The 14286-nt window shown below is 40.8% G+C and carries 12 protein-coding genes; 6 read left to right on the plus strand and 6 right to left on the minus strand.

Features of this window, described 5'->3' with window-relative positions; translation table 11 throughout:
• Positions 1–56: 56 nt before the first annotated feature.
• A complete protein-coding gene (locus AC21OG_RS11205) occupies positions 57–1259 on the minus strand; it encodes a sulfate ABC transporter substrate-binding protein (protein ID WP_487376737.1) in 1203 nt (400 codons plus the stop codon).
• A 364-nt stretch (positions 1260–1623) separates the two neighbouring features.
• Here AC21OG_RS11205 and AC21OG_RS11210 point away from each other — a divergent pair, with 364 nt between their 5' ends.
• Positions 1624–2349 (plus strand): hypothetical protein, encoded by a 726-nt coding sequence (locus AC21OG_RS11210; RefSeq protein WP_487376738.1) that lies wholly within the window; start codon positions 1624–1626, stop codon positions 2347–2349.
• A 175-nt stretch (positions 2350–2524) separates the two neighbouring features.
• Here AC21OG_RS11210 and AC21OG_RS11215 read toward each other — a convergent pair whose 3' ends face one another.
• Both AC21OG_RS11215 and AC21OG_RS11220 read right to left on the minus strand, forming a co-directional pair.
• On the minus strand, positions 2525–2923 hold the full coding sequence (locus AC21OG_RS11215; RefSeq protein ID WP_487376739.1) for a hypothetical protein: 399 nt from the start codon (positions 2921–2923) through the stop codon (positions 2525–2527).
• A gap of 125 nt (positions 2924–3048) precedes the next feature.
• Positions 3049–3378, minus strand: coding sequence for a hypothetical protein (locus tag AC21OG_RS11220; RefSeq protein ID WP_487376741.1), 330 nt, complete (start codon positions 3376–3378; stop codon positions 3049–3051).
• A 324-nt stretch (positions 3379–3702) separates the two neighbouring features.
• Here AC21OG_RS11220 and AC21OG_RS11225 point away from each other — a divergent pair, with 324 nt between their 5' ends.
• From AC21OG_RS11225 to AC21OG_RS11235, 3 genes are all read left to right on the plus strand, one after another.
• Positions 3703–5259, plus strand: coding sequence for a type I restriction-modification system subunit M (locus AC21OG_RS11225; RefSeq protein WP_487376743.1), 1557 nt, complete (start codon positions 3703–3705; stop codon positions 5257–5259).
• Entirely contained in the window at positions 5249–6469 is a 1221-nt protein-coding gene (locus tag AC21OG_RS11230) for a restriction endonuclease subunit S (protein ID WP_487376745.1), read from the plus strand. The genes AC21OG_RS11225 and AC21OG_RS11230 overlap by 11 nt, the downstream gene beginning before the upstream one ends.
• 122 nt (positions 6470–6591) lie before the next feature.
• Positions 6592–7071, plus strand: coding sequence for a hypothetical protein (locus AC21OG_RS11235; protein ID WP_487376746.1), 480 nt, complete (start codon positions 6592–6594; stop codon positions 7069–7071).
• A gap of 520 nt (positions 7072–7591) precedes the next feature.
• On the opposite strand, the gene AC21OG_RS11240 is transcribed toward AC21OG_RS11235, so the two are convergent.
• The 3 genes from AC21OG_RS11240 to AC21OG_RS11250 all read right to left on the minus strand — a co-directional run bounded on the left by AC21OG_RS11240 (position 7592) and on the right by AC21OG_RS11250 (position 9665).
• Positions 7592–7792, minus strand: coding sequence for a type II toxin-antitoxin system RelE family toxin (locus tag AC21OG_RS11240; RefSeq protein WP_487376748.1), 201 nt, complete (start codon positions 7790–7792; stop codon positions 7592–7594).
• A gap of 247 nt (positions 7793–8039) precedes the next feature.
• Positions 8040–8522: a PIN domain-containing protein gene (locus AC21OG_RS11245; protein WP_487376749.1), complete on the minus strand. Its 483-nt coding sequence runs from the start codon at positions 8520–8522 to the stop codon at positions 8040–8042.
• Positions 8523–9665, minus strand: a complete 1143-nt coding sequence (locus tag AC21OG_RS11250; RefSeq protein ID WP_487376751.1) for a helix-turn-helix domain-containing protein — start codon at positions 9663–9665, stop codon at positions 8523–8525.
• A gap of 401 nt (positions 9666–10066) precedes the next feature.
• Here AC21OG_RS11250 and AC21OG_RS11255 point away from each other — a divergent pair, with 401 nt between their 5' ends.
• Positions 10067–13375 carry a type I restriction endonuclease subunit R gene (locus tag AC21OG_RS11255; protein ID WP_487376752.1) on the plus strand — a complete coding sequence of 1103 codons (3309 nt, stop codon included), beginning with the start codon at positions 10067–10069 and terminating at the stop codon, positions 13373–13375.
• A 4-nt stretch (positions 13376–13379) separates the two neighbouring features.
• Positions 13380–14231, plus strand: a complete 852-nt coding sequence (locus tag AC21OG_RS11260; RefSeq protein ID WP_487376753.1) for a M48 family metallopeptidase — start codon at positions 13380–13382, stop codon at positions 14229–14231.
• Positions 14232–14286: the final 55 nt, after the last annotated feature.

Below are 14286 nucleotides of genomic sequence, written 5' to 3' on the forward strand. Positions count from 1 at the left end.
CAAAGTAAATTTTAATTAGTTGAGAACGGGCTATAATTTGGGTTGCATAAACTTATTTACTCAGGTGCATTGACCGCCAACTGATCGAAGATGCCACCTTCACTAAAGAATTTATCCATGATCTCATCCCAAGATCCAAACGAATCATTTGGGCGGAAAGTTTGCACAGGTGGCAATTTATCACTATTAGCATCCAATACAGACTTAACACTCGGACGTAAATATAGATCTGCTGCCAATTGCTGAGCAGGCTCACTCCATAGGTAGTCTAAGTATTCGGTTGCTGCTTCCGTGGTGCCCTTTTTATCTGTCACTGCCTTAACCACGGCAACTGGACTTTCTGACTTGATAGAATAGTCGGGATAGACGATCTCTACTTGTCCTTTACCAAACTTAGTTGCCGCTAAGTTTGATTCATTTTCAAAGGTAATGAGTACATCACCGATATTACGCTGAACAAACGTAGTGGTCGCAGCTCGCCCGCCATTTTCATAGACTTTGACGTTCTTTAGTAAATCACGGACAAAGCTTTTGGCTTTATCCTCATCATTATTGAAGCTGTGCAAGCCGTAGCCATAGGCACCTAAGAAGGCATAACGTCCATTGCCCGTGACTTTTGGATTTGCCATCACAATCTCAAGACCGGGCTGTGTTAGGTCTTCCCAACCTGAAATATTTTTGGGATTGTCTTTACGCACTAAAAAGACAATGGTGCTCGTAAAAGGTACGGAATAATCAGGGAATTGATCCGCCCAATCGTCTGCCACTAAGCCTTTTTTCTGCAATAACTCTATGTCTGAGCCTTGATTCATGGTTGCTACATCGGCTTGCAAACCATTTGCTACCGATAGTGCTTGCTTACTTGATCCACCGTGAGACTGTTTGATATTTATATTGACGCCGGGATGCTCGGTCTTATAGTGCTCGATGAACATTGGATTGTAGTCTTTGTAGAAGTCTCGTGCCACGTCATAGGATACGTTAAGTAGCTCGATATCCTGACCGCCTGTCGTAGCACCCTCTGTCGTTGCGGAGTCTTCATTGTTTTGATTACCACAAGCTGACAACCCTAACGCTAAGGCAGCTATACCTGATATCGCAGCAATCTTGGTCGCTTTAAACTTAGTCACTTTTAACTTAGTCACTTTTAACTTAGTCACTTTTAACTTAGTCACTTTTAACTTAGTCGCTTTTAACTTAGTCGCTTTTAACTTAGTCGCTTTAAACTTAGGTGAAGCTTCTTTAAATTTGATCGGCATTGACTGTTTCCTTTATTAGCAATAATTTGTTATTAGCAATAATTTGCCATCTTTTAGATAGTAATGAGTGCCATGCTAACAGGACGGCCTAATGATGTTTAATGATGATTTTGGTTATCTAAGTGACTGTTAGGAATATACAGGTAGGAATATACAGGTAGGAATATACAGGTAGGAATATACTAGGCTGGACTGAAACAGTTATTCATTGATTAGTCGTCTTTTTATTGAATAATTGGCTATAAACATAATTCAAGTGAATAATTTGGAGTTTTACCCCTGTTAATTCTTGTAAATTAATGTTTCGCCCTTATAATATAGACAGATTAAAAAAAATAATCCTATGCCCTTTTGCCGGTGAACTATGAAACTCTCGAACGCCATAACTGCTCAGACTTTTAAGACTGTCATGCTAAGTACACTAACTGCAAGCCTTTTATTAGGCTGTTATGTACCCCCGCATTCACAAAGTGAATACCCTAGTAAATCGCACCCTCAAATTCATAGACCTGACCTGACGCATAATGGGCATAAGCAACATCATGAGCGCAATGCTAACCAAAGCAGTCACCATAACGAAAAGATAGCAGGACATTACAGCCGTAAGTTGATAAATAATGCTAACTTGGATGATTCTAATGAAGTCGTCGTCCATGTCGCGCAAGTCAGTTTTATGGACCCCGCTAAACAGATCTCAATAAGTGTCAGTATGGCACCAGATCCTTTACGTCACGATTCGAAATACGTCAACAGCGAGAACACGCTAAACGTATCCTCTAATTCTCCTGCCTGCGACTATCGTGGTACCGCTGAGTTAATGGGGCAAGATGCCTTACATGGTTTGATTTACACCATACCTGTCAAGGGACTTGATGACGATCAAAACCAACTAGCCTCTTCCTTGACATCGTCCTTAGATGGCACTCAGCTTGATGAGAAAGGGTTGGTTTTTTTACGCTTTAAAGAGGGTATGCTTACTATTGATAGTAACAATCCAGAGGCGTTAAATACGCTTTGCAGTGGTAATCTTTCTTTAAAAGGCGACTACGCTAAACTAAGCTATGTTAACCCACTACACATCAGTGAATGATTAATATTTAAAGGTTTAAGTCTCTTATAAAGCAACTGATGAATAAATTAAATAAGCAGCAAAATAATAAACGACACCAGCTTGCAAATAAAAAACTCAGCAATCGATAATTGCTGAGTTTTTGTTTAATGGCCGTTGTTAACTGATAATAGACCGTTAACTTAAGCTTAGACCGTTAACTGGATTCTAAACTTTCATTCGCTTTTAGCATTTCCATACAGCCGCCGAAGACCAGATAGCCATACTGCTGTATGCTCTCAATTTGTAACGCTTCAGTCGGCTGAACGTCAGCTTCATACGCTAACTCAACGATCTGATTGGTTGAAGAATAAATAAAGTCATCGATACCTTGTTTTGGAGAGTTGCTATATCGCTCTGTCGCTGCTTCTAACAATGCTTCTTCTGGCGCACCTTGCTGCCTTAATGCCATCACAGATATCGCCAATTCATAAAAGCTTTGACACATGGCTGGCGGCTCTTGAGCTTCTAAAGCTTGGGGTTCAGCTGCGGATGCGACTATTGGCATGGTTAGCGCCGATATAAAGGTCAATCCTGCTAATAACAGCTTTTTCATATCTACTCATCTTAATTAGGTTTTTTAAACTATACCTTAAAACTGCTAAAAACCCAATGAAATTCAGTATAAAGATTGAGTCTTTAGAACCATGAGGACTTATTCACTAGAACCTTTAAAATTCGCTACGGTTTAGCGTATGCCTGCTCACAACTTTGATAATACTGAAGTGTAAAGTCATGAATTTCATGCGTTTTATCTTGTTGAGATAAATAACGCGGAACTTTAAACGCATCCTCAATCATCGCCTTGACCAACACATGATAATCCTGCCCATAGCCCTCTAGTGCATTATTAGACACTCGCGCCATTTCGGCAGCCGACAACCCTTCTTGTCTTGCCACCATTACCCAGCCTGCCAACTGTGATATCTCTTGGCAAACTTCATTGGCCTGTGCTGAGTTCGAAAATATTAAGACGTAAGTGATACACAATGCCAATAGCGTCTTTTTCATATCGGATGCCTTTGATTTTTGAAGCCTTTGAACGCTTGAGTAGATTTAGCCGTTTAAAACTAGTTTAACTGTTTACAAACGCTTTTAATACTAACGCAAAATTATCAAATCTAAAAATTATAAACGCTAAAAGCAAAAACTTAATTTTGACGTTATTGCTGTGCCGAAAGCTATAAGTGATAAACTGGAAGGATCACGTTATTTACCAGTATGACAAAATCAGATAGTATAAGCTCGCTCGATCATCTATGACGGTAGTTTCTTAATCTAACTTGATTATTGCCAGTCATCGATAAACACCCTAGTAACGCAAGGATCATTAACATGCTTGACCGACAAGCCTCATCAACCATTTCTCAGCCCATCAATCAATCCGATATTAACAAAGCGGTCTGGAATGCCTGTGATACCTTTCGCGGTGTTATTAGCGCTGACACTTATAAAGATTTTATCTTAACCATGCTATTTTTGAAGTATTTGTCTGATGTATATCGAGATGAGTACAACACCTTAATGGCAGAATATGAAGATGCTGAGGTCGTTAAAGAGCTCATGTCAAACCAACGCTTTGTACTCCCAGATGGCGCTAGCTTTTGGGACTTGTACGAAAAGCGGCACCAACCCGGCAATGGTCAGCGTATTGATGAAGCGCTACACGCTATAGAGGAAGCCAATGGCAATAAGCTGAAAAATGTCTTCCAAGATATTAGCTTTAACACTGATAAGCTGGGTAATGAGAAGAAGAAAAACGAGCTACTACGCCATTTGTTAGAAGACTTCGGCAAAGAGGTGATGAATCTTAGTCCATCGCGTGTGGGTAGCCTTGATGTGATTGGGAATGCTTATGAGTTTCTGATTAAGCATTTCGCTGCGGATTCTGGTGCCAGTGCTGGCGAGTTCTATACGCCGCCAGAGGTGTCTACCCTACTCGCTACCCTCCTTGAGCCTACGGAGGGCGATGCGATATGCGACCCTGCCTGCGGATCGGGGTCTCTATTGATAAAGTGCGGCGCTATGGTACGCAACAACTCTGGCTCAAAAAACTATGAGCTATTTGGTCAAGAAGCCATTGGTTCGACATGGGCATTGGCGAAGATGAATATGTTTTTGCATGGGGAGGACAATCACCGTATCGAATGGGGTGATACGTTACGCCATCCGTTATTGGTTGATGATAAGAACAACCTGCTTCATTTTGATGTGGTCACTGCCAATCCACCGTTCTCGCTGAGCAAATGGGGCTATGATACGGCGCAAGATGATCCTTATGGTCGCTTCCATCGGGGTTTACCTCCTAAGACCAAAGGTGATTATGCGTTTATCACTCATATGATTGAGACCCTTAAGAAAGACACGGGCCGTATGGGTGTGGTCGTGCCTCATGGCGTGCTGTTTCGTGGCTCTAGTGAGGGTAAAATCCGTCAACAGTTGATTGAAGAAAACCTACTTGATACGGTGATTGGTCTGCCCGAAAAGTTGTTTTTTGGTACGGGGATTCCTGCGGCGATATTAGTGTTTAAAAAGAACAAAACCGATCCTGTCAGTGGTAAAGTTGATGACTCTGTACTGTTTATCGATGCCAGTCGTGAGTATGACTCTGGCTCAAATCAAAATAAGCTTACCTATGAAAACTTAGCAAAAATCGTAGATGCGTATCATAAACGTGCGTTCATTGATAAATATGCCTATGTTGCCAGCCTTGATGAGATTAAAGAGAACGACTTTAATTTAAACATTCCGCGTTATGTCGATACCTTTGAGCCTGAGGCGGAAATTGACTTAATGGCGGTACGTGAGGAGCGTTTGGCACTTAAGGCGGAGCTTGCCAGCTTGGAGACTGAGATGAATGACTATCTTAAGGAGCTTGGTTATGGAAAATAAGCCTACTCTAGCTCTTGGTGAGATCGCCTATATTACTAAACTGGCAGGTTATGAATATACAAAACATTTTGACTATCAAGTTGGTGGAGAGATTATAGCTTTACGTAGCCTAAATATAAAGAATGGTAGCATTGATCTTTCAGAGACTCATACTATCCCAAAGAAAGTATCGGACGCTCTACCCCGTTCTAAACTGATCACCAATGATATCGTCCTCGGATATGTAGGTTCTAAATTAGGTAACTTAGCTAAAATAGACTCTAATGATAAATATCATTTAGCACCAAATGTTGCTCTTATAAGACCTACTGACGATATGAATAGCGACTACATGTTGCAATATATGCAGTCAGAATACTTTCAATCGCGATTGTGGGCGTTTGCAAGTTCAACAGGGCAACCCGCTTTGAGTATGGCAAATATACGCAAACTACCTATCCTTGTATTCCCTCTACCCGAACAACAAAAAATCGCCGAAATCCTAACCTCTTGGGACAAAGCAATTAACATCACCGAGCGTTTGATTGAAAACAGCAAACAGCAGAAAAAGGCGTTGATGCAGCAGTTGTTGACGGGTAAAAAGCGTTTGCTTGATGATAACGGTAAACGGTTTGAGGATGAATGGGAAGAAAGGAAAATAAGTGACTTTGGAAGTATTTATTCAGGTGGAACACCAAGTACCACTAAAAGCACTTATTGGGACGGTGATATTGACTGGATAACTCCAACTGATATTACTAAGCAAGACAAACGCTATATAAGCTCTAGTAAACGAAGAATAACGAAAGAAGGTTTAAAGAACAGTTCTGCTAAACTTGTCCCAGAAGGCTCTCTACTTGTCTGCACACGTGCAACTATTGGTGCAATGGCAATTACTTCGCATGAAATGTGTACGAATCAAGGCTTTAAAAACATCGTTCCTAACAACGATTATGATATTGAATTTATATATTACTTACTTTCATTTAATCCTAACCAGCTCATTAGACGAGCAAGTGGCTCAACATTTTTAGAACTATCTAAAAGTGAGTTTGAATCAATCAAATTTAAGACTCCAAAGCTTAAAGAACAACAAAAAATCGCTGCGGTATTAACCAATGCCGATAAAGAAATCGAATGTCTTGAACATCAGCTTGCTGATTTACAGGAAGAAAAAAAGGCGTTGATGCAAGTGCTGTTGACAGGGAAAGTTCGGGTGAAGGTGGATTGACGTGGCTGGATTAGCCAATGGCGTTTCGGGTTCATCCTGCTCTTAGACTAGGATAATCAACCTAACATAACAATAGTTGTGATAAGCTATTAACTCGAAATTATCTAAAATAGAGAATAAATATGAAGAAAGGATTGGTTTTCTTAATTGGTACCGCTTTATCTACCACGGTTATGGCCAGTATCTTAGATGAAATGCTAGTCGAGTCAGGTGCAGTAAACAATAATTATGTATATATCGACCTAGATGCAGCTCAAGAAGTGTTTGATTTCAATCAAAGCATTTTTGAATCGGTACGGGAAGAGGATATGGCCGCGTCCAATGGTGAAGATGTTATGTTGACACTGTCTCCCTATACCACTTCGATAACGTTGATTAATCCTAATGAATACTCTAATGCAGAAAAAGCACAAATCCAAGAGTATTCATATCGACCCAGTAGTATTAGCATATTGTGCGACAATTTTTTTTATACAGACAAGTATCTCGCTGCTAATGATGTCACGGTGACCTATGCTATAAAAGACCTTAATAATCAAACAATCACTGCTGTTGACCTTAATAATAAAACCTGTCCCGCTAGCACGACAGCAAATCTCTAGTGCGTGGGTTGCGCCCCGCGCACCGATAAATATAACACCCTATAATGGTGCGCAAAGCGACACCCTACTGTTCAAACTATCAACCCCGAATTAGGTGAGGTTTAGCCCCGATTGTCGAATATATATTTACAAGGATGTATACACCTCTTGCTTAAACTCATTGACTCGCTATCTGCTAGCGCCTATAATGTACTCAACATAACCGTCACGCTTAGTGCCCTCTGGGTAACGCGCAACCTTGGCGGTTTTTCTTTGCCTATAATTTACTACTCACACACGAAAAGGGTTACTTTATGAACAAAGTAACCTATGACAACCTATCATAGTGAGCATACTCTAAAAGTAACTAAAACTTTTATGACCGTTACTCTTACTTAATCTAATTCTAACAAAGAAAGCTCGCTTTCAATGACTGTGCCTAGCCGTTTCAAACACTATCATAGACTGTGCGGTCTTCTCGTTTACCTACTGCCCATATTATCAACTCTATTTTATCGTCTACTACTTGATACACTAAGCGTTAACCTGCCCGCCTAAGCTTAATTTTATACCAATCAGACATACCGCTCAGTTTGTTTTTCGGAACTTTAGGATTAAAACGTACTTTTGCAAGTTTTTTTCTAAGTTGGGATTGAATGCTTTTGTTGGTATTTTCCCATTCTTTCTTAGACTCTGGTGTTAACATCACTTTATAAGGTTCAGGTTCACTTAACTCAGACATCCAATACCTCAAGGGCAGGTTTTGGCATGCTTTGTATACGGCTCTTAACCAATTGAGCTAAATCTTCACCGTCATCATTATCATAGACCCTGAAACCTTCTGGAAGCTGGCTTATAGGAAAGTTGATACAAAAATACGTCTATGACATCTGCTTCTACTTGGAAATCGTCATCATCAACAGCAAGAATGGCATTAATTGTTTATTTTCATCTGAAAATGAACTATTGCAGAATTAATCCGTGCAATTCTATTTAAAACTATCTAAATTCTTAAGAGCAAGATTAAATGGTAAACGCCTATCATTGGCTCTCATTTTTAAGTAGGCATTCCTCGCCTCAATCGAACTAATAACACCTTGTGTAATCATCTGCTCAACGACCCAGATTGTTCCCTTAACGACCACTGCCTCTTTGGTTGCCGCCTGTCTTAGTCTTTTATCTCCCGTTAATAGAGGACAGGACTCTTGTTTGGCTAGTGCCAGAGCCAATAAATCATTAAGGCTAGGTTGGTTATAATCTTGATTTATCCGATAGGCATATATCATAGAATCCGGACTCAATTCTCTAAGTGTTAGCCCCAAATCTATTAGATGACTGTGTTGATTAGCAAGTTCAGTTTCATAAAGTACATCTGGAGTACAAAACTTAAAAGGCAGCGTAAACATTGTCCGTAATAAACCACCTACCTCTAAATCTATTAAAATATTAGCATCGCTAATCAATACTTGCATCTAACCTGCCTCTGTCGAGCTATCAGCCGTTGAATTATCTTCAAAACTACGTTTTCGTTGAAGCTCAGAAGTTGATATTTTTAACAGCTCGGCACCTTTAGATTCTGAGATTATATCTTCAGAAATAGCTCGATGTACCAGTTGAGGAAATAGATACGTTGTCTCTATAGGATAGGGTTCACCCGGTTCTTTTTTTCGCCAACCATTTTTTGAAAAAAGGAACATGTACTGGCGGTGCTTGCTTTCTGTAATGATTTCTAAGTCTTTTAAACGATATAAGCAAGCCGACATACTTATACCAAATTCATGTTTAATGAAACCAAGCTCACGCGGTGATATGTTTTTGCGTTGACTACCAAATATTTCTTTTAATTCTTCGGCAGGAACCAAAAAAGCACTGGCAAAACGGTGACAAGCCTTTTCTTCATCAATATGATCAGTTAGCTTACCATGCAATATTAGATGACCTAATTCATGCGCTAACGTAAATCGCTGGCGATCTCCTGTCCATCCACTACCAACGACAACTATAGGCATATCATTAACCGTTGCCTGCAAACCATCAAAACAGTTGCCATCCTCCTCACTTATCACATCAGTCACAATAACCAAAATACCCTTCGACTCTAGCAAGTCAATCAAATTTGGTATTGGATTAGTGCCCAATTTCCAGTGAGCCCGTAAGTCATTTGCAATATACTCAATATCATCAAGCTTTTTAACAACAGGAACATGCATATCTATTTTAAACTTACCGATAGGGAAATTTGCCCATAAGTTAGCGAGTTCTAACCATCGCTCCGCTTGATCTAGTACATCTGCTTCAATTCGATTTAATAACTTAACGGGTGTTTTTGCTTTTTTTCGATATTCGATATCTGTCAATTCAACATTAATAGGTCGGAAAAAAAACTCCATCCGAGTTGATAACGCTTCTGAAAGTTTTAGCATTATTGAAGATGAAGGCATACTGGTATCATGCTCATATTTCTTAATCATATTCGCACTCACGCCTACCACTTTCCCAAGCTTGTCTTGAGATAGACCTGATGCCTTCCGAGCGAGTAGTAAGCGCTTACCAATCACGGTAAATTCTCCTAGATGGTTTATAAAAATACCAATTAATGTTAATTCATAAACCATTATAGCAATACTATTAATAAAAAAATAGTTATAACTTTAAAAGTACTCCTCGTTATTCTCTACTATAATGTTTGAGCAGTACCTTAATAACAATAGTTTTTTTGCTATCAACCCCGCTTTAGGTGCGGTTTAGCCCCGATTGCAGCGGATATACTGACGGGCGGCACAGGCTACAGTGGTTAGGCTTAGGATGGCGCGCGAAGCAGGCGACATCATAAGCCGTTACCACTGCCCTGTGCTGTCGGGCAGATAGTAGCGGAAAGCGGGATGAGCTCTTTAAACCTTTTATTCTATTTTGATCCTTAATATGTCATTATAATATCCAAAGCAGTGACAACATAAGCCTGCCGCTATCAAAACAAAATTGCCCATCAAGTCACCCCTTCAAAATGAGCCTAAGTATGCACACCAGCCCAAGTATTAACTTCAAGGAAGCGTTTAGTGCCAAGCTACCTGCCCTGACGTTGTTGATGACTTTGGGTTATCGCTACTTGTCTCCTGAGCAGTGTTTGACACTGCGTAAATCAAAAGCCAGTAATGCAGCGGCTAGTACCAATCAAGTGATGCTATTGCCTGTGTTACGAGCATATTTGAGTAAGCAGACCTTTATGTTTGAGGGTAAGCGGCATCACTTATCAAATAAAAGCATTGATAGAATCATAAGCGAGCTTAATCCACAGATGAACTTAGGCTTGCTTCAAGCGAATGAAAAGATATACGATGCGCTGCTATATGGCGTGAGTGTGACTGAGTTTATTGAGGGTAAGCGCACCTCTCCGACCATTCAGTTGATTGACTGGCATAATATCAATAACAATGCCTATCATGTGACCGAAGAGATGGTCGTCCAAAACGCTGATGCTACCGGTAATGTGGTTCCTGATATTGTCTGCTTTGTGAACGGTTTGCCCGTGGTGGTGATTGAAGCCAAACGCCCTGACTCTAATCATCCCAATCAATCTACCAATACACAGGCCATCTCACAGCATCTTCGCAATCAAGGTCAAAAATACATTCCCCATTTGTTCGCTTATAGCCAATTGCTATTGGTAGTTAATGGCTATGAGGGTTTGTACGCCACCTGCTATACCCCTGAGAAATTTTGGTCAAAGTGGATCGAAGAGGAGATCAGTGAGGCGGAGTTTAAACGTCTTAAAAATGAGCGTATAAACGAGGATGGATTACAAACCTTGTTTGCTCATCGCCAAGCCAGCGATAGGCATGAGTACGATTCATTGATTCACGCCGGTGAGCTGACTGTGACCGATCAAGACCGGTTAATTATTAGCTTACTGCGTCCTGATAGACTGCTAGATATGACCCGTTTTTATACCTTGTTTGATAATAAAGCGGGCAAGATTGTGGCGCGCTATCAGCAAGTATTTGGCATTAAAGCACTGGTTAAGCGAGTCAGTCAAATCGACAGCAAAGGCAGCCGTGAGGGTGGTGTTATCTGGCATACCACAGGCAGTGGTAAATCATTTACGATGGTGTTTTTATCCAAAGCGCTGATCTGGATGCCAGAGCTGGCGAAATGTCGTGTGTTTGTGGTGACTGACCGTATTGATTTGGAAAACCAGATTGCACGTACCTTTATTTCAGCTGGGGCGCTAAGCGACAAAGACCGTCGCCTTGCTAAAGCACTGTCCGGTCGTGACTTGGCAAAAAAAGTCGGTAAGAGTAATGAGCGTATTGTGTTCTCAATTATCAATAAATTTGGTGCTGCGGCCAAATATGATGAGTTTTATAACCCCAGTGAAAATATTATTGTACTTGTCGATGAAGGTCACCGTAGTCAAAATGGTGAAAACAACATCCGTATGCAGCAAGCATTACCTAATGCCGCCTTTGTTGCCTTTACCGGTACACCGCTACTCAAAGACGATAAGACCGAAAACAAATTTGGTAAGATTATCCACTCCTACACCATGCAGCAAGCGGTAGTCGACAAGACGGTCACGCCCCTACTCTATGAAGAGCGCATACCTGAGCTGAATACCAATGATGCGGCGATAGATAAATGGTTTGACCGTATTACTCAAAAGCTAACCATAGAGCAAAAAGCGGACTTAAAACGTAAGTTCTCACGTAAAGGTCAAGTCTATCAAGTTGAAGGTCGTATTGAACTGATAGCGCATGACATATCCGACCATTTTCAAAACTTTAAACAGCAACGCTTAAAAGGACAGCTGGCGTGTGATTCTAAAGCCTCGGCTATCCGCTACAAGCAGGCACTTGATGCGATTGGCAAAGTCACCTCTGTGGTCGCTATGTCGCCCCCTGACACCCGTGAAGGTCATGATGCCGTCGATACTGAAAGTAAAGATATTGTCCAAAACTGGTGGACTGAGAATGTAGCGCCTAGGTACGGTATGGATGACACCACCTATACCAAAGATATTATCGACGCCTTTGGTAAAGACGACGGTCCAGATATTATGATAGTGGTCGATAAGCTGTTAACTGGCTTTGATGAGCCAAAAAATACCGTGCTGTATATTGATAAACCGCTCAAAAGTCATAACCTGATTCAAGCAATAGCACGAGTTAACCGATTGCATAAAAACAAGCAGTTTGGGTATTTGATTGATTATCGCGGTATCTTAAAAGAGCTGGATACCACTATTAAGAAGTATCAAGACTTAGCAGAGCGCACCCAAGGCGGCTTTGATATCGATGACTTAGCAGGCATGTATCGTGCTATGGATACTGAATACAAGAAACTGCCCATGCTACACAAAAAGGTCTGGGGCATTTTCTCTGATGTCCGCAACAAGCAAGACGGTCAGGCACTGCGTCAGTCGTTATCGCCAAAAATGCAAGAAAGAGAGGGTGTGATTGTCGATGCCAATCTTAAAAAGCGTGATGACTTTTATGCCGCCTTAACCGAGTTTTCCAATGCCATGAAAGTGGCGCTACAATCTGCCTCCTACTTCGAAGATCCCGCTTTTGACGGTAAGCGAGATAAATATAAACAAGACTTAAAAGCCTTGGTCGAGCTACGTAAACAAGTACGTGAAGATGCCAATGAGACCATAAACTTTGATGAGTATGAAGAGGATATTCGAAACCTACTTAACAAACATATCGCAGGTCTTGAAGTCAAAGAGCCAGAAGGTGCTTATCTGGTGAATAACTTAGGTAAAGACATCAAGCCTGAGCAGATGAGCGACGCTGAAGCACGCAACCAGACCGATAAGATTACCAGTCGTGTGACCAAAATGATTGAGCAAGACTTGGCGGATGACCCTTATGCTCAGGAGCACTTCTCCAAGCTGTTAAAACAGGCTATTGAAGAAGCCAAGGCTATGTTTGATGCGCCTGTCAAACAATACATGATGTTTGCGGACTTTGAGCAAGACGTTAAAGCTCGCAATATGCCTGATGTACCTAATAGGTTTGTTGATGAATCGGGTAAACACAACAAACATGCGCAGGCGTACTTTGGTTTATTTAAACTTTTATTTGAGCCAAGCTTCCTTGATCTTAACGGTTTGGATGAAGACACGATGGTCAGCTATGCCTATCACATTGATGCCTTAGTCAATAAGTCCGTCACTGAAAACTCATTAAACCCTGCGCAAATGGAAAAAGATATCCGACTTGGATTAATCAAATTATTATTCAAAGCGGTCGGCACGGATAAGGCCAAGGAATTAGCCAATGAAGTGATAAATATTACTCGCCTTGGGCTCTCAAGAGGCAAATAAGTTTATGGCAACCCCTTCTCAACATACCCCTAATACACCATCATCTGAGACTCAATTATCTAAAAACCCTACAAATGACAGTACGGGGCACTCATCAAATGAAAATCAAGGTGTCATTCATTATGGTGTAGATAAAATACCGTATCAAGTTGTATTCAAAGACAATGCCCGTAAACTACGTATGAAAGTTCATCCTGACATGCGTGTCGTGATCACTGCCCCTAAAGGTACTCCGAATGAAACCATAGAAGCTTTAGTCAAAAAAAGAACTCGATGGATTTGGAATCATTTACAAGACTTTGCGAAGCAACAAACTGACGTGCTACCCAGACGTTATGTCAGTGGCGAAACTCAATTTTATTTGGGAAGGCGTTACATGCTTAAAGTCATACATGACTCAGAACAAACGGATCAGGTAAAGCTAATCAAAGGCAAACTGACCATCAGCCTAACAAACGATATCAGTGATCAATCTACTGATAGACATGCTCAATCCACTAAAGTGCAATCCCTACTAGATGACTGGTATAAAGCCAAAGCCAAAGTTATATTCAAAGAACGGCTTGAGGCTGTATTGCCACTAGTAAACTGGGTAGATGACCTACCCTCTTTCAAGATATTATCTATGCAAAAACAATGGGGAAGCTGTTCGGCTCAAGGTAATTTAGTACTAAATCCGCATTTAGTCAAAGCCCCTAAGGAATGCATCGACTATGTGATACTGCATGAGCTATGTCATATCGTAGAGCATAATCACAGTGAGCGATTTTGGCGACTATTAACCCAAGTTATGCCGCACTGGAAAGCGGTTAAAACCCAGCTGGATAGTATGGCTGAGCTTTATTTAAATGATTAAGATTTAAATGAATAAGATTAATGAGATTTTAATCAGTTGATTGATAAGTCGGTTT

This window comes from Psychrobacter sp. CX5 (assembly GCF_057621535.2).